This window comes from Spirosoma jeollabukense, from assembly GCF_054777855.1.
In genome coordinates this window covers 885826-908507 of sequence record NZ_BAAHAD010000001.1, presented here as the reverse complement: position 1 = coordinate 908507, position 22682 = coordinate 885826, and the positions used below count along the sequence as shown (strand labels likewise).

General features: G+C 46.7%; 18 protein-coding genes. 6 read left to right on the top strand and 12 right to left on the bottom strand.

Translation table 11 applies throughout. From position 1 onward, the window contains the following. Window positions 1-194: 194 nt before the first annotated feature. Window positions 195-572 (top strand): YybH family protein, encoded by a 378-nt coding sequence (locus tag ACYVEA_RS03630; protein ID WP_461111961.1) that lies wholly within the window; start codon window positions 195-197, stop codon window positions 570-572. A 99-nt stretch (window positions 573-671) separates the two neighbouring features. Here the strand turns inward: ACYVEA_RS03630 and ggt are convergent, their stop codons facing one another. Both ggt and ACYVEA_RS03620 read right to left on the bottom strand, forming a co-directional pair. Then, window positions 672-2366 (bottom strand): gamma-glutamyltransferase, encoded by a 1695-nt coding sequence (ggt, locus tag ACYVEA_RS03625; protein ID WP_461111960.1) that lies wholly within the window; start codon window positions 2364-2366, stop codon window positions 672-674. Window positions 2367-2476: 110 nt separating this feature from the next. Then, a complete protein-coding gene (locus ACYVEA_RS03620; RefSeq protein WP_461111959.1) occupies window positions 2477-3127 on the bottom strand; it encodes a hypothetical protein in 651 nt (216 codons plus the stop codon). 162 nt (window positions 3128-3289) lie between these two features. On the opposite strand from ACYVEA_RS03620, the gene ACYVEA_RS03615 reads away from it, so the two are divergent. Further along, window positions 3290-4042: a LytR/AlgR family response regulator transcription factor gene (locus ACYVEA_RS03615; protein ID WP_461111958.1), complete on the top strand. Its 753-nt coding sequence runs from the start codon at window positions 3290-3292 to the stop codon at window positions 4040-4042. A gap of 83 nt (window positions 4043-4125) precedes the next feature. Here ACYVEA_RS03615 and ACYVEA_RS03610 read toward each other — a convergent pair whose 3' ends face one another. The 3 genes from ACYVEA_RS03610 to ACYVEA_RS03600 all read right to left on the bottom strand — a co-directional run bounded on the left by ACYVEA_RS03610 (window position 4126) and on the right by ACYVEA_RS03600 (window position 8699). Beyond that, complete coding sequence (locus ACYVEA_RS03610) at window positions 4126-4731, bottom strand: DJ-1/PfpI family protein (protein ID WP_461111957.1); 606 nt, start codon at window positions 4729-4731, stop codon at window positions 4126-4128. A 185-nt stretch (window positions 4732-4916) separates the two neighbouring features. Next, on the bottom strand, window positions 4917-5633 hold the full coding sequence (locus ACYVEA_RS03605) for a DUF4405 domain-containing protein (protein ID WP_461111956.1): 717 nt from the start codon (window positions 5631-5633) through the stop codon (window positions 4917-4919). 267 nt (window positions 5634-5900) lie between these two features. Beyond that, window positions 5901-8699, bottom strand: coding sequence for a TonB-dependent receptor (locus ACYVEA_RS03600; RefSeq protein WP_461111955.1), 2799 nt, complete (start codon window positions 8697-8699; stop codon window positions 5901-5903). Between ACYVEA_RS03600 and ACYVEA_RS03595 the strand changes: the two genes are divergently transcribed. From ACYVEA_RS03595 to ACYVEA_RS03585, 3 genes are all read left to right on the top strand, one after another. Further along, a complete protein-coding gene (locus tag ACYVEA_RS03595; RefSeq protein ID WP_461111954.1) occupies window positions 8698-8826 on the top strand; it encodes a hypothetical protein in 129 nt (42 codons plus the stop codon). The genes ACYVEA_RS03600 and ACYVEA_RS03595 overlap by 2 nt on opposite strands. Window positions 8827-8973: 147 nt before the next feature. After that, window positions 8974-10434, top strand: coding sequence for an ArnT family glycosyltransferase (locus ACYVEA_RS03590; protein WP_461111953.1), 1461 nt, complete (start codon window positions 8974-8976; stop codon window positions 10432-10434). Window positions 10435-10475: 41 nt separating this feature from the next. Then, a complete protein-coding gene (locus tag ACYVEA_RS03585) occupies window positions 10476-11159 on the top strand; it encodes a glycosyltransferase family 2 protein (protein WP_461111952.1) in 684 nt (227 codons plus the stop codon). Between the two features lie 112 nt (window positions 11160-11271). Here ACYVEA_RS03585 and ACYVEA_RS03580 read toward each other — a convergent pair whose 3' ends face one another. The 4 genes from ACYVEA_RS03580 to ACYVEA_RS03565 all read right to left on the bottom strand — a co-directional run bounded on the left by ACYVEA_RS03580 (window position 11272) and on the right by ACYVEA_RS03565 (window position 16662). Further along, window positions 11272-12195 carry an RluA family pseudouridine synthase gene (locus ACYVEA_RS03580; protein WP_461111951.1) on the bottom strand — a complete coding sequence of 308 codons (924 nt, stop codon included), beginning with the start codon at window positions 12193-12195 and terminating at the stop codon, window positions 11272-11274. 194 nt (window positions 12196-12389) lie between these two features. Next, window positions 12390-14423: a hypothetical protein gene (locus ACYVEA_RS03575; RefSeq protein ID WP_461111950.1), complete on the bottom strand. Its 2034-nt coding sequence runs from the start codon at window positions 14421-14423 to the stop codon at window positions 12390-12392. Window positions 14424-14638: 215 nt separating this feature from the next. Beyond that, window positions 14639-15445, bottom strand: coding sequence for a LytR/AlgR family response regulator transcription factor (locus ACYVEA_RS03570; protein ID WP_461111949.1), 807 nt, complete (start codon window positions 15443-15445; stop codon window positions 14639-14641). A gap of 38 nt (window positions 15446-15483) precedes the next feature. Beyond that, window positions 15484-16662, bottom strand: coding sequence for a sensor histidine kinase (locus ACYVEA_RS03565; RefSeq protein WP_461111948.1), 1179 nt, complete (start codon window positions 16660-16662; stop codon window positions 15484-15486). Between the two features lie 426 nt (window positions 16663-17088). Between ACYVEA_RS03565 and ACYVEA_RS03560 the strand changes: the two genes are divergently transcribed. Beyond that, window positions 17089-17922, top strand: a complete 834-nt coding sequence (locus ACYVEA_RS03560) for an SdiA-regulated domain-containing protein (protein WP_461111947.1) — start codon at window positions 17089-17091, stop codon at window positions 17920-17922. A gap of 272 nt (window positions 17923-18194) precedes the next feature. Here the strand turns inward: ACYVEA_RS03560 and ACYVEA_RS03555 are convergent, their stop codons facing one another. The 3 genes from ACYVEA_RS03555 to ACYVEA_RS03545 form a co-directional block, all read right to left on the bottom strand. Further along, window positions 18195-18515 (bottom strand): hypothetical protein, encoded by a 321-nt coding sequence (locus tag ACYVEA_RS03555; protein ID WP_461111946.1) that lies wholly within the window; start codon window positions 18513-18515, stop codon window positions 18195-18197. A 139-nt stretch (window positions 18516-18654) separates the two neighbouring features. Next, the gene (locus ACYVEA_RS03550; protein WP_461111945.1) at window positions 18655-21174 is read right to left on the bottom strand and encodes a PAS domain-containing protein; all 2520 of its coding nucleotides are present in this window, start codon (window positions 21172-21174) and stop codon (window positions 18655-18657) included. 260 nt (window positions 21175-21434) lie between these two features. Then, window positions 21435-22661, bottom strand: a complete 1227-nt coding sequence (locus tag ACYVEA_RS03545) for an ABC transporter permease (RefSeq protein ID WP_461111944.1) — start codon at window positions 22659-22661, stop codon at window positions 21435-21437. Window positions 22662-22682: the final 21 nt, after the last annotated feature.

The window sequence follows — 22682 nt, the reverse complement described above, 5'->3', positions numbered from 1 at the left end:
GCAAGTTTTCATGAGACAGGTTGTAAAAAATCTAAACTACAAAATCTGACCTGTATCATCTTGCCGGGCCAGCAGATTATTGACCATGAGAGTCATATATACCGTTTACTAAAATGGTTGGTTGAAACAGCAAATGAAGTAGTAGTTGCTTAATGAAGAACACCTTTCTCCTTTACAATCAAACCCTTACATTTATGCGTGACGTAATTATTGCCGCCAATCAGACGTTCATGGACATCTTCTCCAAAGGAGCCGAGACTATGGGTGATTTGTATACTACTGATGCCATAATCTATCCGCCCGGTGGTGACGCCATTTCCGGTGATGCCGCTATTGGAGCGTTCTGGAAAGGTGCCTACGGAATGGGTATTACCAAAGCTAATCTGGAAACCGCGGAAGCTGAACCAGCGGGAGAGCAAATCATTGAAGTGGGTAATTACACGCTTTATGGTGGGGATTCTGTGCTGGATAAGGGTAAATATATGGTTGTCTGGAAACAGGAAGGTGGCAACTGGAAACTGCACCGCGACATCTGGAATACCAGTATGCCAGCCAGCACACCCGCCGAATAAAAAAGGCAGTCTTTAACGTATCATTGAACAAGTCTGGAGCTTTGACAAACCGGGCCGCCGAAGCGGTTTTTAACTTTGTCAAAGCTCCAAAGCAACTTATTAATAACCAGCTGCCTGTCCGTCTTTTCTCGACTCGGTAGCGCCGTGGTACACTTTGTTTTTGGCGTCGTACATAATAGCCTGATAGCCGCCGTACCCACCAAGTCCATACCCTATTTTGTGGCCCTTACGCATCAGGTCGCGGATGGTTTCGTAGGGATAGCCTGACTCCAGCGTGATCTGCCCTACATCTACCATTTTCTCGCCCGTTGGTTCCGATGATCCCTGGTGGTCGATTCGGGGGGCATCGCCCGCTTCCTGTGGATTCATGCCGTAGTCGATCATGTTCATGATAATCTGAACATGGCCCAGCGGTTGAAAACTTCCACCCATAACGCCAAAGCTCATAAACGGTTGTCCGTCCTTGGTCACGAAAGCCGGAATAATGGTTTGAAATGGGCGTTTGTGTGGCGCAAACGTATTGTTCTGTCCATCGATGAGACTATACAGTTCGCCCCGGTCCTGAAACATAAACCCTAGCCCATCAGCCACCATGCCGGAGCCGAAACCCCGATAATTACTTTGGATCAGCGACACCATGTTGCCCTCTTCGTCGGCCACGGTCAGGTAAATGGTATCGCCCTGTCTTAGAGCAGGATTACCAGCGTCTACACGGCTGGCGGCCTTGTTGAGATCAATGAGTTTAATTCGTTCAGCTGCGTATTCTTTGCTGATCAGTTCTTTAACCGGGATTTTCGCAAAAGCTGGATCGGCATAATATTTGGCGCGGTCTTCAAACGCCAGTTTCTTCGCTTCCACAAATCGGTGAATATGTTCAGGACTGCCCCAGGGAATCTTCGAAAAATCATAAGGCTCCAGCAGATTCAGCATTTGCAACGTAGCAATACCCTGACTATTCGGTGGCAATTCCCATACATCGTAGCCCCGGTAATTAGTCGAAACAGGTTCAACCCATTCGGAGGTATGGTCAGCTAAGTCTTTGGCTGTGAGGTAGCCTCCCACTTTTTTCATGAAAGCATCAATCGTCTGGGCAATCTCACCTTTGTAAAACGCATCACGACCACCCTTGGCGATTTTCTCCAGCGTATTGGCCAGTGCCGGGTTTTTAAAGATTTCACCCCGTTTAGGGGCGGCCCCATTCGGGGCATAGGTTTCCTTTACGTTCGGATATTTACTAAATCGCCCGATCATAGTCGCCCAGGAAATCGACGCTTCGTCATGAACAGGATACCCTTCGCGGGCGTAACGAATGGCGTGCGACAGAATTTTTGGCATAGGCGTTTTCCCAAACCGCTTGTGCAACTCAAACCAGCCATCTACACAACCCGGCGTCGAAACGGGTAGTGGGCCATCAGATGGAATATGGGTCAAACCCCGTTTCTGCAATTCGGCCAGCGTCAGGGAATAGGGCGACCGGCCCGACGCATTCAGGCCATATAGTTTTTTGGTTTTTGCATCCCAGACAATGGCGAACAAATCTCCACCAATGCCATTAACGTGTGGTTCAACAAGCCCTTCCATCGCATTGGCTGCAATAGCGGCATCAATAGCGTTGCCACCCGACCGCAATACGTCAATAGCGGCCTGAGTCGATAACGGATGCGAGGTGCAGGCCATCCCATGTTGCGCCATCACGACAGAACGGGTGGCAAAGGCTTTGCCCATGAGCCGGTCCTGGGCAAACGCAGGAGAAAGACTGAACAGAAAGCAGGCAAGGAGGAAGACTTTTTTCATGAGCTGATTGGGCTGGTTTCCTGAAAGAGTATCAATAGGCATGAAACCACAGCACAAGATAGCTAAATGACCAATACACATCGATTAGAGTACGTCAATCGTTTGCTCATTTAGCGATATAGGCGAATTTTCTTTTGCTTTTTCGTTTGCTTCCAGATGAAAAAAGCGATCAATAAAACACCAAAAGTTGATGGCAAAATTTGGCTGAATGGCTTATACTGAGATAATACGGTACCTGCAAAGGCTGAGGCAAGGGCGCTATAGGCCGACATTATTTTGTAGATGTGTTCGTAGAGCCACCAGGTCTTGAGCCGATGAAAAAGCCAGCCATTTTTTATCAGGTCGTATCCTACGACAAGAAGCAATGCCGACAGCGTTGGATAAACTACCGCTGGCGACCAATTTCCACCCGCCAGTTGCATTGACCTTAGATACAGCACGCCCGCGATGAGTACACTGACCGCCAGCAGCCTATCGGCGGTGGAAGATTTCTGTTCACGCAGACGGACGGTTCGATAACCGGAGTAGCCTACATAGCCAGCCAGCAACGTGAGAATAAGCAAAAATGGATTTGACCGGAAAAAGAGAATACCGATGAAAGCCGTTGCGACGACAACTATCAGGACATACAGAAAATACCGCCCGTAGCGAATATGCCGTTGGGGCTGGTTCTGGAATATCAGTGTTACCAAACCGATGATCAACCCCACCGTTCCGAACAGGACGTGTACAATGATATTGATCGTATGAAGCGTTTGCATTTGAAAAGAACCCCGGATGTTTGTTTGAGCCGGAACGCTGTCAAAATTGAGCAGGGGATAGCTAGATCGCCAGACTTACGTGACCAAGTAATGCTATCTGTGACGAATGCCTTTCGTCACGTTCTTGATGGCTATCCTGATTCTGCATCGTAATTTGACCCGATGAAACGCAATCGGCTGTTGGACAATTTCGTCGTGCGCAACCTGCTTGGTCTACTGGCCTTGCTGGGCGTTCACTATCTCGCTGACCAGTACGCTATGGATCAGCGATCTGGGTTGTCGAAAGTATCTCCTTATTTCTACCTGCTGTTGCTATATGGCTGGCTGGTTTTTCATAACCGCCTTCTGTTTGATCGGCTGTTCTTGCGGGGTAGAAAAGCGGTCTACGTTGGGTGGTTGCTTCTGCTGATGGTACTGGGGTCTTTCAACATGAATTTCATTCTTCACACGGAGTTCAATATTGCGCACTCACTGCCATATCTGGTCAATTTTTGGGTATATACCGTCACGGGTTTAGGGATTTACATGGCCTACCGATATTTGCATACGCATCAACAGACGGAAAGCCCTTCTCCACCGAAGCCGCCGGTTCTGGCCAATGATTCAGGGTATTTTACGTGTGTTGTAGATAGTGAGCGAAAAACTATTTCATACGCTGATATTCAGTATATTGAAAGCCTGGAGAACTACCTGAAGATTATTGCCAAGCCAAAAGTCTTTGTGACGCGCCTGACCATGAAAGAGGCTGAAGAACGATTGCCAAAACGGCAGTTTGTCCGCATTAGCCGGTCCTGCATTGTAAATGTGATGCACATAACGGGTAGGGGACCGGATAGTGTCTGGATTGGCACAGACGAGTTGCGCATTGGTAAAGTCTACAAGCGCTACGTAGCCGAGCAATTCGCTGATGAGTGATAACTACATAAGCCGCTCACAAACAAGGGGATGTGATGAAACTACGCACGTGGGCGGTTGTAGGAAAAGAAAACGGTATTCATTTACTGCCAATGGTCATATTGCATATACCGGGCTGTTTCGTCGGCGACGTCTTTACCGAGTAGCCGCCCGACGACGTACAGCGACATATCGATGCCCGCCGATATGCCCGCTGACGTAATGATTTTACCGGTGTCGACGTACCGTTCAGTGTGGCGTATCTCAGTCATTGGTGCGGCCTGTTTCATGCCCTCAACGGCTAAAAAGTGCGTTGTAGCCGCTAAGCCATCTAACAAACCCGATTTGCCCAGAATGTATGAACCAGTGCAAACGGACAGAACCAGTTCCGCGCTTTTTGCTGTCCGGCGGACCCAGTTCAACACGGCTAGGTTGTCCATTTCGCGCCGGGAGCCGTAGGGCGTGCCATCTTCATGCCGACCGCCCCCGCCCGGCACAATGATAATATCGGCTTTCGGATGATCGTTAAGCAAATAAGTTGGAGTAAGGCTCAATCCATTGCGGGCGTATATGGGTCCCTGTTCGGCAACCGTAAATACCCGAAAAGGCTTGGGATCATCGTGCCGTCCCGTCACCCCAAAGACTTCAAATGGCCCAGCAAAATCGAGTACTTCGATTTCATTAAACAGGAGAATGGCAACGGTACGCATAAGTGGAAGAAAAAGTTAAGTCGTTTATGAATTTCCAGAATGCCAGACGACCTGCATTCGCTAACGGCCCTAATCCAGCGAACTGAAAGCCGGTATTTAAAACGGTAAGATGCCACCTGGCTAGATAACCTGATGGCGAATAGGGTACTGGAAACACTGGTGCGATTGATCGTGTCGCCGAAAACCTACTGAACCGATGGGTAAGCCCGTTGCGCTGCTATGATCTGCCACTTTTTATCCTGTTCTTTCAACAAGTGAGTGTAAACAGTTGGAGTGGTGGTGCCGGAGGTAGTAGACGTACCACGTACCACAATCATGTTGTCGTCAAGGGCTTCGGCATTATCAACTTTGGTTTTTATAGCTTCTTTCGTTGCCTGCTTGACTAGATTCTGCTGTATATCCGACCCGTGAAGCAGCGTTCCTGCTTCAGTCAAAACCGTTGTCTTGGCTGGTAAAATGGCCGACAGGGCTGCGGTATCACCTTTGCTATAGGCGGTGGCATAGGCTGTCTCAACGACGTTCGCAATTGAATCGACCCTGGCTTGTGACAGGGGGACATCTTTCTGTTTTTCACCCCGCATCAGGTTCTTACCCGCATTGGCCAATTTGTCGAAAACGGGTATATCAAAGCCAATGCCTATGGCAAAAACGGCGGCTACGACAGTTGGTATGATAACTTCCTTCTGGATGCCCCCCGTTCGACGGTTTTTGGTGTAGCCTTTTAACGACGACCAGTTATTGACGATATGGAAGACGGCTGCGGTTACGAACAGAATGCCGAACCAGGCATGGGTATGTTCAACGATATGAGAACCTTGGCCAAAATAAATTAACAGACCCGTAATCGCCAGAACAAAAAATATGGCGGCAACAAAAAGGCTAACTAAGTTTTTTGATTTCATAAGTGAACGTGATGATGGCGTATTCTTTTCGGTTTTTCACTTCCCACCAGCGGTTTTCGGGAGGAAAATGGTGCATATCGTTACTGCCGTTGGGTAAAGTAAGTTACAATTTGATTTAGTACAAGTATAACGTACTAGAATTGGCGGCCAGAAGCCCTGAAACAGTAGGTTTAAAATAGGCCGTTGAGCAATTCCGGCCATAAAAAAACTCCCGACAGTGTCGGGAGCTTTTAACCAACCTAATCTTAATCTAAAAGCATATGTTTATTACGACCGCGGCCGACCTCCTCTGCCACCTCCGCCCGCTGGAGCCGCCTGCTGCTGTGGTTGATCATTACCTTCGCCACCTTCGCCTTTCACATCATCATTATTGATAGATCTTTTTCGTTTCTGAGGAGCATCGAAACTCATCTTGCCGAGCTTGTAGCTGAAGGTCAGTCGAACCCCGGCATTGTAATAGTTCGTTTGTGAATTCTGGACCAGAATCGGTGAAGACAGCTCAGACCGTTGCACGAATGGGTGATTGAAAACGTTCTCGGCTGCTAGTCCCAGACTTGCTTTTTTGTCGTTGAATTCTTTGCGAACGCCGAAGCTATAGAAGTACATGGCGCTCTGGTAGCCTTGAAGCTGGACCTGGTTACCACGTCCACCACCGAAGATCTGGAATCCCCACCCATTGCTGATCGACATGCTACTCTGGATGCGTCCGCCAAGAACCCAGCCCGAATTGGAGGCCGAATAAATTGGATTAGCATTGTTGTTCGTCAGGTTAACATGGTAGAGGTCAATGCCACCACCCAGTTGGAGTTTACCAAATAGCGTTCCATTACCGAACAGGTTCACACCATAAGCGTCCTGGTGACCAACGTTGAGGTAACTAGTACGTATCACTTGCTGGGTTACACCATTGATTTCCTGCGGAGTTACGTCGCGAACGGCTGTAATTTCGTTATTCGTACGCCGGGCAAACACCGTTGCATTCAAGTATAATCCCTTAATATTAGCACTGGTTCCAAACTCAACGTTATCTGTCAATTCCGGTGATAGATAGGGGTTACCCTGTGTAATGTTGGTTGGGTTTGAGGTGACAAGGTTCGGGTTCAGGAACTGAATGCCTGGCCGCTGAATCCGGCGGTTGTAAGCCAGCTTGATAATTTTTCCACCCTTCAGGCTTTTCGAAATATTGATGCTGGGAACAAGCGTACCATAATCAGGAATTGATTCAGCTGGCGTACTCGTTTCTTTGCTGAACTGGGCATCAATAAAGGTGTATTCGTAGCGTGCCCCAGCTTTGATCGTATATTTGTTCTTCGTCGTCAGGGTGTATGACAGATAAGACGCAGCAATGTTCTGATTGTATAGTAGGGTGTTATCCGGCCGGCTTCTATCAACCTGATACTCACCCGTATCGCCGGTGGCAAGGAAGTACTGATAGGCACTGTTGGCTTTTCTGAAAATACCTTTTGCTCCGAATTCCAGCAACTGGTTCGTTTTGATTGGCGTCTGATAGTCGATCTGCAACGTAGATTCCTGGTTATAACTCAGGTTATCGTTTTTAATGCGGGACGTAATAGTCTGAAAATCGGTGCCCCCCAAAATGTCGGATACGAAATTATTCGTGCGGTTATTCCGGCTGAAAAGCGCCAGGATGCTCAATTCCTGCTGAGGCTTGTATGTTTTGGTATACGTTACGTTCGCATCCACTGTCCCCGATAAATCGGTGGTCTTTACATTCCGGTCGCTGATATTTGGAAAGTAACTGGTTGGCGATGTTGTCCGCGTGAGTAGATTGGTTTGATTGGCAATGTTGTTTCGGGCACCGTAGCGCAGACTGGCCGTCAATGAGGTTCTCTTGTCAATGTCGTAGTCCCAGCCTAGTTGGAAGTTACCAAATAAACGGGAACTCAGTGTGTTCGCTGACTGCACGGTCCGGGTGTATGCCGAGTAAGTATTGGTCGTTGCGTCGTAGGCGCGGGTCGACTGATCGTTCATAAAAGAACCCTTGACATTGTATTCAGCCCGTCCGAAACCACCGAGCGAAAAGCCCATTTTACCGACCCGATAGTTGCCGTTCAGCCCCAGGTTACTACCCCGGTTTCCTACGCCCCCGTTTGCATCGAGCGTAGCGCCCTGCAAAGACGTTTTCTTAGTGACAATGTTGATAATACCAGCCGATCCCTCCGCATCATATTTGGCCGACGGACTGGTAATTACTTCCACCGTCTTGATCATGTCGGCCGGAATTTGCTTAAGCGCATCAGCCACACTGCTGGCGACAATCGTACTGGGTTTGTTGTTGATCAGAACCGTTACGTTGCTGCTACCACGCAGACTGACGTTGCCGTCCAGGTCAACGGATAACATGGGTACTTTACGCAAAATATCCCCTGCGTCGCCCCCTTTGGCCGCAATGTCTTTGTCTGCGTTATAAACCAGCCTGTCTACTTTTTCTTCGATGATGGCAGCCTGACCCACTACGTTCACCTCGTTGAGCGTCCGAACGTCAGAGCCTAATTTAACAGTGCCCATGTTTATGTCGCTTCCTTTATCGACCGTGAGCAGGCTGCTACGTTTATCTTTATAACCAATGAACGAGTACTGAAGTCGGTATTTGCCGGGCGCTACTTTGCCCAGTACAAATTTGCCTTTGGCATCGGCCGTTGTCCCATCAATAGGTTTGTTGGTGGCTACGTTAAGCAGGGCAATGGTGGCGAACTCAACGGGTTTGTTACTTGCCGAGTCAATTAACATACCACTGATTTTGCCATTTCCCCGGGCAATTGGGTCTGCTTCCGAAGGCGTAGTCAGCGGAGCATTGGCTGGCCGGGTACGTCCGCCCGTAGCGGGCTCGTTAATGATGCTTGGGCCACCTGGAGCAGTGAAATTCGTTGGAGCTGTATCTTTCGGCGCTGCGCCGAAAGGATCGGGGGCGGCTGGCGTAGGTGTCGTAACAGCACTCGGCGCAGTCGCTGCCGTTGTGCTGGTAGGCACCGAAGGCGCAGCCGGATTCTGGGCAAACGTAGCAGTCGAACTAACGATGAGTACAGATAGTAACAGGGCTTTCATGAGATTTTTTATTAACGCGTCAAAGGTGAGTCTGTATCCTTATACTGGAAAACCAATCTGGTCGAATGCCCATTTTCGGGTGCTGAATACAGAAAATAAGCTGGCGAAGAATCGACAGGTTGGTTGAATTTTATGTTGGATTATTTTTATAAGGTCAGGCGAGGAATGAGCGTACGGTCAATAAAAAGCCAATAGTTCGAATAGCGCCTTGTGTCTAAACCAAGTACCTTTGTCTGGTAAGAGCGTACTATATGCTGTGCCGTTTTAGCGTTTTATGACACGATTTCTCGTCTTTTTGGGATTATTCTGCCCTGTTTTTTTTCTGTTTGCCTACAATTCTGGCTATGGTTACGATGCCTATGAATATTTGATCCTGGCGCGCTCGCTCGATCGAGGCCATGAATTATATGATTTTATCCCGACTAAATCATACCTTTTATACTCCTCAACGAACGTATTGCTCAACCTCCTGGATGGGTATAATCACACCAGCGTTTCCGCTTTAATTACCATACTGGCCGCTGGTGTTCTGGTGTCAACATGGCGTGCTGCCCGATTGTTTGGCGAACGGGCAGCCCTGTTTGGCGTCGTGCTGTCGGGCCTTTGCTGCTTCTTCATGGAGATCAATTTCCTGGAGCCCGAGAGCTGGATTGCCATCTTTGGATTGAATGCCTACGCCCTGGTCGTTGGCCCCAATAGTCGGCAGTCCTGGCGGTGGCTGGCGGCTGGGATATTACTAGGGTTCGCTATGTGTTTCAAAAGTGTGGCAGCCTTCTACGTAGCAGGTTTTGGCGCATTTATTGGTTTATTATGGCTGACTGGCCGATTGACATTCTGGCCAATGGTTGGTCGGGGGCTATTGGTGTTGCTGGGCTTTGCCATCCCGCTGGTGCTGTCGGCGCTGTATTTTTACGCAACCGATCGCCTGGACGAACACCTGGAGTGGACCTACATTTATCCATTCGGCGGCTATCCATCGCACACGCTTTTCCTAACTAAGTTTTTCCTCAAATTGAGTTGGCTGCTGTTGTTGTTGCTGGTCTCATTTGTGCTGGTGTGGCAACGTCCTTACCGCGACCTTTATCGACAGACACCAGCTTTGTGGCTGGCGTTGCTGCTAGCGGCTTTTGCCAGTATTGCCATGTTGAAAACACAGGCTAGTCACTATTTCTTTCCGGCAGCGGTTTTCCTGTCGTTGCACCTGGGCTTTCTAGGTGATCAGTGGTTAACGCAACAGAATCCGCAACGACAGGGCGCACAACGCCGGTTGTTCATTGGTGGTGCCATAGGCTGTGTGCTGGTCGTGATTAGCCTACTTTTATATCGTCCGAATGCGGCTAAACGGCTCATTAGTGTAACCGATTACAGCGGGGAGGCACAGGCTGGGGAGTATATTCGTCAGTTGGCTGGCCCGAAAGGCAAGGTGTTGCTCATCGACAATGCCATGAGTTTATACTATCTGTCAGATCGGGAGCCCAACGTGCCGTTTATTCATACCGAAATGCAAACGACGCATTATCTTGAATCGCACCCCGATACGTATAAACAGGCGCTTGCCGACACTAGCCTGAAACTAGTCATCTTCGGGAATCGTTCGAATGTTATCGACGATAGTACCACCCTGAATAGGCCACCCAACAAGCAGGCAATCGGGCAACTACGGGCCGGATTGCAAACGCACTTTGTGCAGGTAAAAGACCCCCGGTTTCCGTTGACATACTGGGTGCGCAGGTAAACTCGTCGCTGTTGGTTTCTTTTTCGTTTATCTTTGTTTTTATGCTACTATCCGTTTTGATCCCGGCTTACAACGAGATTAAGTCTATTCATACATTAATTGAGAAAGTCCAGGCGGTTCCCCTAACGAAAGAAATAATTATAGTTGATGATGGCTCCAAAGATGGCACTCGTGAACTACTGGCAACGTATCAGTCGGTGCCAAATATCAACGTGTATTACCACGAGCATAATCAGGGGAAAGGAGCGGCCATTCGCACGGCCATTCAACACATGACGGGCGATATTGCCATTGTTCAGGATGCCGATTTAGAATATGAGCCGCAGGATTATCTGGCGCTGGTGCAACCAATTATCGACGGAAAAGAGAAAGTTGTCTATGGGTCGAGGTTCCTGAATCGTGAGAACCGCCATTCTTATATGACTTTTTACATTGGTGGCCAGGTCGTTACGTTGCTGACAAACATTTTGTATAACCAACGACTCACCGACGAGCCGACTTGTTATAAAGTCTTTGAATCTACATTTTTACGATCTATTCCGCTCGAATGCACGCGCTTTGAATTTTGCCCGGAAGTGACCGCTAAAGTGGCCAAGCGCGGTGTACGTATCAAGGAACTTCCCATCAATTATTATCCACGATCCATTGCTGAAGGGAAGAAAATTTCGTGGTTTGATGGTATCGAAGCGATCTGGGTATTGCTCAAATATCGCTTTGTGAAATAGTCAGGGTAATTTTAACCCAGCGATTCACGGAGGTAAAAAGAGCAACATAGAGTTTTAATTTTCTCCGTGTTGCTCTTTTTACCTCCGTGAATCGCTGGGTTAGAACCTTTTTTTATTCTGCGATGCGTTCCTTTACCATAGCCAGAAACGTTTTCGGCACGGGAGCGTCAAATTTCATGGCCTCGCCCGTGATGGGATGCTCGAACGCCAGCACTTCGGCGTGAAGGCCTAACCGACCGATAGGGTTGGTTTCTGCTCCGTATTTGGAATCGCCTGCAATCGGGTGGCCGATGTCCTGCATATGGACGCGAATCTGATTTTTGCGTCCCGTTTCCAGCTCAAGTTCCAGTAACGCATAGTCGGCTGTCGATTTGAGTACGGTATAATTTGTGACCGAGAGTTGTCCGTTGTCAGGATTCTGACTCGAATAGACAATCAGGGCTTTGCTCTCCTTCAGATAAGACGTGACGGTCCCTTTTGGCGGATTTGGGACGCCTTCGACCAGTGCTACGTAGGTTCGTTCTTTTATCGTGTCGTTCCAGGATTCCTGCATCAACTGCTGGACTTTCTCACTCTTGGCAAACATCATAACCCCCGACGTTTCTCGGTCGAGTCGGTGAATGATGAATATTTTATTTTTGGGATTCTCTTTCTTAACGTAGTCGCTTAGAATACCATAGGCTGTACGGTCCCGCTCTTTGTTAGTAGCCATGGAGAGTAGTCCGGATTGCTTGTTGATAACGATAAGACTCTGATCTTCATAAAGAATGGTAAGTCCCCGATACTGAGTGGTTTCGGGTGCTCGATTGGCTGCCACCGTCACCACCTGGCCCGGCCGCAGGGGGTGATTAAACTGCGTATAGACCTTGCCGTCAATCAGGATCTGCTTATTGCTGAGCAGGGATTTTATGTTGTTCCTATTCTTGTGCGGCAGGTGGGCGATCAAAAATGCCATCAGTTCGGCGGGTTCCGCAACGGTAAGCTGGGTACTGGTACGTTGGCCGCGTTGACGGCGGGGCTGCTCGGGTGTGTCCATCAAGCAAAGGTACGGCTTATAGCCCGAACTACTTCCCATGCTTATTACCTAAATTGTCACTCTCAACTTATACTTAGAGCAAAGCAATTGGTGATTGGGCTGTAGGGTGATTACCGTTGTTGTTATCAAAAATAACTTGATGTTTAAGATAAGCAGGTATTACCCTGACACGAACAAAATCAGCGAAGCCTTTGCTAGTGCCCACCGAATAACTTATTAAAAAACGGCATGTGCCTTCCCTTTGCATATTCCAATAATTTGTCGAAAGTCATAACCTCATAATGTAAATTCAAATCAGCATTCATCTTGTAAAATGAACCAAATGGTGTTTTTTTCCAGCCTTTGCTCTTGTTGTAATCCTCTAAAAGAGTAGGAATCACATCGACAATAATATATCCAAATTTAGGAGTATCATTTTTTACAATGACTTGCCTACCCTTATGGTTCTTTTTGTCAGGAGTATATATGAAATCATCAAAATAAACATCAATTAGATCAGAAAACTCCCAACGATAATTTCCTTTGTTTTTTTGATGCGCAGTTTCGCCTGGCCTTTTAAACTCAAAAATTACTAATGAATTTAACTCTCCATGACTTTTATCGCCAAAACCCATAGGATTGTCAAACATTTTTGGCTTGTCCTGAATGCAAACTAAGTCCGGCTCCTTATTACTCTTCTTTTGACTTATTGAAGTAATAGATTTGTCAGAAGCTATGAATTTATATCCTAAAAATCTTTCGTCCAGCAACCACAAATTATGGGATTCATAATCGATATCATCGCTTGTTACTCCCATTGGAAAAATCAAATTATGTATATCTTCTTCTAGTCTGTATTTTCCTTCAGAGTCTGCTTCTAAAAACTTGGCAAATAAATCAATTATAGCTTTTCTTCTAGTCATGTAATCGGCTAGACTATCGACGTCATAAGCTGTTTTTTCTTGAATATCTTTTTTTACTTTTAAAATAGACTCTTCATTAAACTTCTTGTTGTTGATAAAATCTTGAACATTTTTCTCAACTGTTCTCCGAGCATTGTACGAAATTTTATATAAAAACTCTTCTTTTTTATCATCACTAAGATTAGGAGGGATAGATTTTAAGACTTCCGCATTGTTTAGTAAACTCCTATATCTTGGTGCATAGTTTGTTATATATGTTCTTATTTCATTAAGGCTTCGTTCTTGAGTAAGTTTAACATGTGGTTCGTATTCCTCCTCTAAAAGGGTGGTCAAGCTTTCTTCTATTTCTTGAAATGAAATAATAGAATTATTAAACATTCCCCTTTCTTTTTCTCGAGGTATAGCAAATCCATTTCTAGTATTATATGCTTTTTTATTAAGGTATTCTGATACCAAGTAAATGTCAAGAAAATACTGTTTACCATCTTGCTGTACGGGATAACTAAACAGTTGATTAAACTTACTAATATTTCTCGGTTGTCCGACAACTCGTGAGTTTGCACAATACAAGACGTAGTGATTAATACGATTCCCCTCTTTAGGCGATTTTGTTACATATGCTTTGAATTTTTGATTATCTATTTCAAATTCCTTTTCCCGCTCTTTAGAAACCTGTTTAAATAAATCGTTGATAACTTGAACTTGATTGTTTTCTGTATCAAATACTGTTATAACTGGAAGGCTGCCACTTAAATAATAAATTAAGCAGTGCTGCATTATATCTTTTGCAATTTCTTCAACAGTTCTTGCTGTCTTGTCTTTAATTATCGGATTGAAACAATCAATTAATTCAACTGTAGTCTTAGGATAGTGCTCGTTTGAATCTATGCAGTTTACGCCGTCTACTTCATTTTCTGAATCAAATGAAAATTCACGATGCTTCCAAATGCCTTCTTCTTTAAAGTTGCTATAAATTTTTACTGACTTAAAAGCCGCCAAAACCGTAAATCGTCCAATTCCTTTACATCCAAACTCCTTGTTAATATTAGAGTATGGAGTTTCAAAAGATTTGAAATTCTCGTCATCAAACCCTACTCCATTATCTGTGATGGTTATGGAATGAATGGTTTTAATATTTTCTAGATTTATTTGAGAAGGTAGATCTCCTCTACGAATCTTAATTTGTATTTGTTTATCTTTAATGTCCTTAATATCAGACTTTAAGAGGCTAATGATTGAGTTAACCACGCATTCAAACAAAGGGAGTAGTGCGTCCTGTGAAGTTAAGTCAACTCTCTCTACTATATTTTTTACAGGAACTTGCATTTGTTAGGCGGGTTTGTTTTATAGCCCCATAAAAATATCAGCTAAAAATTTACATTACAACTTTTGAATGATTGTATTTTATAATTAGTATATATGTCTCAGTTTCACCTGTGAAAGGTATATACATTTTATTACAACCATTGTTTAGTAATGTAAGTTGGAGTAAACTGACAGAAGGGAAATTCTTAACTAGTTGAGTTAAGATTATGAGACAACTACTTCCCCAACCACTCCTTAAACTCGGTCATGCGGTCGCCACTCACGAAGACATCCTGACGTGACTTGGGCATCATGTCCAGCTTGAGTTTGCCCGCCGAGAAGGCGTGAATGGTCTGGATGGCGGGTAGCGAAACCAGAAACTGGCGGCTAATCCGGAAAAACTGGCGCGGGTTGAGCAGTTGTGTGAGCTTGTCTAAACTGTAGTCGACGGGGAGAGTCAGTCCGTCTTTGGTAACCAGAAAAACAACCTTTTCTTCCAGATAAAAATAAGCGATCTCGCTGGTTTCGATGCTACGTATTTTTGTGCCTACCGTAATCATAAACCGCTCTTTGTAATCGGTTTGTTTCGATTTGCCAAGCAGATTGAGTAACGTTTCCAGATCGGGTTGATACGTAGTCGGCTCATGTGAACCGGCCATTGCAAACTGGTTTTTCAGAGATTTGAATTTCTCGATGGCGGCTACCAGTTCATCGTAATTGATGGGTTTGAGCAGGTAGTCGATGCTATTGACCTTAAACGCCTGAATCATGTATTCATCATAGGCCGTGGTGAAAATGACGGGTGTGGTGAGGTGGGCCTGTTCGAAAATCCGGAACCCCAGATCGTCTTCAAGGTGAATATCCATAAACACCAGATCGACATCAGGGGACGTAGCGTTGAGATTTTGTGCGCTAAACCAGGCTACGGCTTCGGCCACCGACGGAATCCGGGCCAGCACACGAATGGCCGGATCATATTTGTGGAGTAAGCTTTCGAGCCGTTTGGCGGTCAGATTCTCGTCTTCGATGATGACTACGTTCATTGTTACTGGTCAAATTTGTGAGCGATTAAACGTGTGAATTAGCGAACGTGTTGTCGTTCAGGGACTGGTTCACTCATGCGCTCATTGAGTAATAGAGGAATTTTTACGACAAAGTTGCCTTCGGTTTCGCCCACCCAAACGGGTTGATCGGTGAGAAGTGCGTATCGGGTGATGATGTTCTGCAAGCCTACGCCGGTAGAGTTTTCGGCCTGCGGCCGGGGTTGCAGGTTATTCTGCACAACCAGACAGTCGCCGTCGAGATGAATTTGCACTCTCAACGGTTCTTTAGCTGACATGCGATTATGTTTTACGGCATTCTCAACCAACAACTGTAGCGTTAGCGGAGCAATGCTGTAGCGCATCTGATCCATTTGTGGTACGTTGACAATGACGTCGAATTTGTTCTCGAAGCGAATATTCAGCAAGAACCGATAGGCCTGAATAAACTCCAGTTCGGTTTTAAGTAATACCCGCTCATTGTCTTTCTGCTCCAGGATGTAGCGGTACGCCCGCGACAACTGATCAATGAACTTTTCAGACAATTCGGCATCGGCGTGAACCAGCGATGACAGAATGCTAAGGCTATTGAACAGGAAATGAGGGTTGACCTGACTTTTTAATGCCGCGAACTGCGCTTGTACATTCTCTTTTTCCAACCGTTCTGCGCGAAACTGTACGTCTTCCAGTTGGCGATACGTTCGTCGATTGGCCGCCAGATAAAAGGCTGATAGCATAGCCATTACCGTCAGACCATGATTGACACGCCGACGTTGATCACTCCGTTTACGCCGTTCTTCGGATATAGGTTGTGGGGTAGCAGGCTGAGGTGGCCGGACTTCCTGGTCCCGGTGGACACCAAAGCTTTTTTCCAGCGTATCGTCCAGGGTATGCCAGAGGGAGTAGAAGGCAAAATTAAATACGACCGCCAGCGCACTGGCTATGAACAGAGTGGCTAATTGGGCCGGTATTTTGAACTCGATCAGGAAATCGCCACCGAATCGGTTGAAGAGCCACTGCTGTAATCGCTCGGATACGGTAATCCAGGCGAAAAAAAACAGAACACTCAGGATGATTTCGAAAATCCAGAACGGTATGTTACGTGGTGAAAGCAACCAGTCGAGGTTGGATATGTTAACGTACAGCCGAATGGGCCAGTAAATAACGAACACACTTAGGGCGAGCTGCCACTTTTGCGAATTCGTTAGACGGTAGGACATGGTACGATAGGTTTACTAACAAAGCTAATTACTCCTACTAATTTGCAAAAAAGAAACCAGCGGAATGCCGGTTTCAGGAGCGTGAATGCCAGGATTCAGTTTTCGAGCGGAAGGCTACTTATTTTATGCAGGCTGCTCTTCTGTTACAAATGCCCATATAAACGGTTAGCGGCCGATAGAATCTTGGGGGGATCGTTGGTTGTGTTGTTCACCGATTAGGAATTTGTCTACTCGCCCCTGCTAATAAGAGCTCAGGAGCCGAAAGTAATACTAGTGGGATTTTCTCCTGAAGCCGTACCACGGTCAATTTAATTACTAGAGTAACCGTGGCACAGCTCCAGGAGAAAGTCCTACCTATCAATTCAACTAAAATTAGCTGCCCTATTTGACCGGCAAACCCCTACTTTTACGACAAACATCGAACGTATGAATCGTCTTCTTTTGGGAGTAGCCTGGCTATTGGCGGCTTGCGGTGGCTCGTCGACAAAAAATGAAAAGCCCAGGGCCGAAACCATTGCCGCCCCTTTTAAGCTGCCTTACCAGCTCAGTGCTCCCGACGAAAATTATACAATGCCCAAAGAGCTAAAGGAAATATCGGGCCTGACGTATTATAAAAACAATCAGTTGCTTTGTGTTCAGGACGAGGAAGCTGTTGTGTACGTTTTCGATACGAAGAAGAGGGAAGTTGTCAAAGACTTTGGATTCGGTGGTTATGGTGATTTTGAAGGGATTGAGTACGTGAATGATGACGTGTATGTGCTGGAAAGCAACGGAAATTTGTTTCGTTTCAAGCCAGAGTCGACTCAAATTGGACGTACCAAAACCGACTTGCCCAAGAAAACGGAAGTAGAAGGACTTGGCTATAATCCCAAAACTAAACGCCTGCTCATTGCCGTAAAAGACGGAAAAGGATCGAGCGATAAAGCGGTTTATTCGTTCGATTTGCTGAACAAGGCCGTGTTTAAAGACATGAGCCTGAACGATGAGCAACTCGAAGGAGCGGGCATCGACCCGAAAACATGGAAGCCATCAGGCATTGCCGTACATCCTATAACGGGGGAGTGGTATATGCTGACGTCGGCTGGGAAGCGCCTGCTGATTACAAACCACGAAGCTAAAATTATTTATTCTGAACCCCTCGATCCCAAGCAGTTTCGCCAGCCCGAAGGTATTTGCTTTGCCCCCAATGGCGATCTGTTTATTGCGAGTGAAGGCGATGGCAAAAAGGGCTATATTCTGAAGTTTGGGTATAAGAAATGAGCAGAATCGGGTGGGTTTGCTCTATCATATACGGCTTGGGTTGTGATAATGGATGAGGTATAACTTGGAATGTAGCCGATTATAAAAAAAACAACTTCCTGAATTGGGCAAGCGAGAAGGTATAAAATAATATTGTTCATCGATATTGCTCATTGACTAGTAGTACCCTTGTCCATTTACATAGCATCGATCATACTGCTATCCTGCAAAAAATATAAAGCTCCGCCACTTCCCAAGAAGACGGAGTTTTGCACTTTATAAAGCTCATGCATCTACTTATTTCTCCTGGTACTTACCAGAATTACACCAGCCTTTGCCTTTGGGCCATACGTATCAACCAGATTATTGGTTGAGTCCGACTTCAGAACAGTCATGCTTGCTATATCAGCCGGGTTAATCTTGACCTTCGTAGGATCGTCAATGGCAATCCCATCGATCAAAACGAGTGGCTTAACGTTGAAATGACGTTGATCGTTGATGGTTATATGGAAAGGTTTTGAGGGAGTAATTCCTGATTCTTCTTTATGACAAGCCGTAAAGTATAGGCAAGAGCCAGCCGTCAAAACTACAGAGGTGATATGTTTTAGTACCATGATCTTATCTGTTAGAAAGAAAACCCGTACAAGTAACAAAACAATAGGTAAAGCGTACTGAATAGTTATATAAACTAAGCAAGACCTGAATTATGGGCTAAGTTAACCGCCTATGATTTTACTACATAACGTAGCAAAATCAGTTCGCTACGCTAGGCAGATAGACACAAAATGTGGCACCTTCGCCGGGGAGGCTAGTCGCCGTGATGCCCCCGCCGTGGTTGGCCACGACGCGTTCGCAGATGGCCAGACCCACCCCCGTACCCGGAAACTCGTTTTTTCCGTGTAGGCGCTGAAACACCTGAAAAATACGATCCAGGTATTTTAGATCGAAGCCTATACCGTGGTCAACGACGTTGATTTGATAGAATACCTGCGCATTGCTGGTGGGTCGAACATCGGTCGGTAATTCACTCCTTTTTCGAAGAAAACACCCGATTTGAATCTGGGGCGTCTGGCTTGCGGGCGTAAACTTGATCGCATTGGAAAGGAGATTCTGGAACAACTGACTTAGCTGGGACTCATCCCCCTGGATGACTGCTAGCTGATCGACCTCGACGTGGGCCTTTCGTTTTTCAATCTCCCACGACAGCGTGTCCAGCACATCGGCCATAATCGTATCCAGCGATACCAGGCCAAATGTCTGCTGTCGGGTCGTGATGCGTGAATAGGTTAGTAAATCTTTAATAAGTAAAGACATCCGGGAGCCAGCGGATGAGATCCGTTGCAGGTAATCCAGTGCCTGTTCGTCTAGCTGGCTATCGAACTTTTGAGTCAATAAGGAGCTGAATGACTGAATCTTACGTAGTGGTTCCTGCAGATCGTGACTGGCAATGTAGGCAAACTGTTGAAGGTTGTCGTTGGATCGTTTGAGGTCCTGATTGGCAAAAGTCAGCTCTTGCGTACGCTCATTGACCATGCGTTCCAGTTCGATCTGAAGAAGCCGTTGCTGGGTGATATCCAAGGAGGTACCAACAATACGTAGTAACTGACCGGTCTGATCAAAATACGCCTGAGCAACAACACGCAGCATGCGTTCGCGGCCCGTTCTTGGATTGATAACCCGGTAATCGATCTCAACCCGATCACTTGATTCGGGCTTCGTTATGTGGGCAAAAGCGGCTAGTGCGCGGTCGCGATCATCTTGATGGACGTGAGCAAATGCTTTCTCCGCAATAATGTTGTCTTCATAACCCCACCAGTCTCTCACCCGCTCATCAAACGTGAGTATACGAGTGGTGCCGTCTATGCTCCAGTTACCTAGCTGCGCCAGCTCAACAGCTCTGCTGAGCACTTCCTGCGTCTGTTCCAGCTTCTGACGGCTTCTAACCTGGCCCGTTATATCGGTAGCAATGACCAGAACCCCCGATACATGACCGTTGGCCTGTCGTCGCGGTTGGTACGTCAGATCGACATAAATGGTTTCTTTCTGATTCTGGCGGACAATCTCAACGGCTGTTTCGTGAGCCACGTATGGCTCACCAGTTATGATGACCTGATTCAGCAGTTGATCAAAGCCTTGCCCCCGTAGTTCGGGTAAGGCGTCTGAGAGGGATTTGCCGACGAGTTGTTCAGGACTGCGCCCCACTAATTGGCTATAGAACGGGTTGACCATACGAAACGTCAGGTCTTGTTCATCAATCAGCGCAATAGCGACCGGCGACTGTTCAAACGAACTGAGAATTTGTTGTTGAGCTTCATCAATTTGTCGCTGGGCGACAACACGGCTGGTAACATCAATGGCCATGTTCATGATACCATAAACCTGTCCCGTCTGATTGCGCAACGGTTTGTAGGTGAAGTCAAAATAGTAACTGCCTAACAGGCCGTCGACTTCTAAGTTGGCCTGCATATTCTGAGCGATGTACGTTTCGCCGGTGGCAAATACGGTATCCAGAATGTCCAGGAAAGGCTGTCCCTTTAGTTCAGGAATAGCTTCAGCCAGCGGTTTACCAAGTGCAGAGGAGTCCTTACCCCAGTAGCCAAGGATTAAATCGTTGGCCAATTCAATGTGCATGTCCCGGCCCACCAACAGGCAAGTAGCTACGGGTGCTTCTTTGAGTAATGATCGGAAACGGGCTTCGCTTTCGGATAGGGCTGTCCGCATCTGAATTTGCTGGGCAATTTCGATACGTTGCCGCTCTTCATTCTCTTTTAAAGCCTTGTTCTGCTTTCGGAGGGTTAACAGATTGACGACTTGTTTGGCTAAAATCTTAAGGGCCGAAAGCTGGGCCTGACTTAGCTGTTTTGGCGCATTGTCGATGACGCACAAGGAGCCTAAAGCGAACCCATTATCATCGACCAGGGGCACACCCGCATAAAAAATAACGTATGGATCTCCCGTAACCAGCGGGTTCTGCGCAAAGCGGCTATCTTCCCGGGAATCTGGAACGATCAGCGTTTCCGACGGATTGATAATAGCATGGGCACAGAATGAATGGGCACGGGGTGTTTCTCGTACCGTGAGTCCGTGGTTTGACTTGAACCACTGTCGTTTGTCATCGACCAGACTAATAAGCGCGATGGGTGTCTGACAAATTTGAGAGGCAAGCTGAGTCAGTTCGTCATACTCCTGTTCTGGCAGCGTATCAAGGATGTCGTAACTCGCAAGGGCATCCAGTCGATTATTTTCCTCAGGTAAAGAAAGAGGAAGGTTCATAAGGTAGCTTGGAACAGAAAATTATAAAGAATCTGACCATACATACATAGTCAGCGAAACCAAACGAATCAATGGCGTTTCAATTATTTCTCCCTTATCGGAAAGCCACTTTATTCGTAAGTAAACGACTGTGCTGGTGTTAATGTTCTACTACATACGCTTATGGAGGTTCATTGGTTTAGTGTAGCATAGAAATAATGAAGGGGAGAGTCAATAGAAATGGAAATCTGCTTCGCTGATATAGAGGCTTATCGGCTGATTTACTTCTTAAAGGCCAGCGCCTTGACGGGTTGAACCCGGTTGATAATGATCGTTGGGACCCATAAGACGAGTGCGATGAGCAAAATTGCGGCTGCGTTCAGCGCCAGAATCGTTGGCCAGTCCCAGACAATCGGAACGTAATTCATGAAGTAATTTTTAGGATCCAGGGGAATCAATTTGAAACGGTACTGAAGGAAGCAAAGTCCCAGCCCCACTACGTTCCCGATGACCAATCCCCAGATCACCATGTTCAAACCGACAAATACAAACATTCTGCGGATGAGCGCATTAGGACTGCCAATGGCTTTCAGTAAGCCAACCATCGGGGTTCGTTCCACCATCAATACCAGCAACACCGACACCATATTGAAGGAGGCCACGAATGTAATCAGAGCGAGCAGAATGATCATGTTTCGGTCCAGGAGCAACATCCAGTCGAACAGGGGGCGGTATTGATCCGTCACCCGAATAATACGCATTTCGGGCGTCATTACGTTGAAGATGGAGTGCTCAGTAGCCGCTAATTTATTGAAATCCTTGACGAAGATTTCGTATGTTCCAACGGAGTCGCGTCCCCAGCGGTTTAGCTTTTGAATAAGCCGGATATCGCCCAGGGCGATCGTTTTATCCACCTCTTCCAGCCCCGTTTCGTAGATGCCAACTACGGTCATTTTGCGGGCGCGGGGTGGATTTCCCAGAAAGTAGAGCGGTACACTCTCACCAATTTTCACCTTCAACTGGTTGGCCATGTACTGACTGAGCAGAATCTGGGTTGAGCCAGAGCCGGTGTCGGCCCCAACGACGGGCACTGTTCCGGCCACAATCGAACCCTGAAATAAATTCCAGTTATAGTCTTTCCCGACTCCTTTCAGAACCACGCCCGTTAGCTCTTCACTGGTTTTGAGAATACCCGCTTTCAACGCAACGGCCTGGATGTGCTGAACGCCGGGAATGCGGGTACTGTCCTGATAAAGTTTTGTATTGAGCGCCAGCGCCGTTTCTTCGTAGGACGAATTGTTGGTGAACTTACTGACTTGTAAATGAGCGCCGAACAGAAAAATCTTCTGCTGAATCGAATTCTTGAAACCAAATAGCACGGCAAAGGCGATAATCAGAATGCCCAGGCCAAGCGCAATGCTGGCAATGCCAATTTTGGTGACAGTAGACGAAAAGCTGCCCTGGGGTGCGTGGCGAACCTTGCTGGCTAAAAAAACGGGAACGTTCAAGATAAGTCGGTAGTCAAGAGT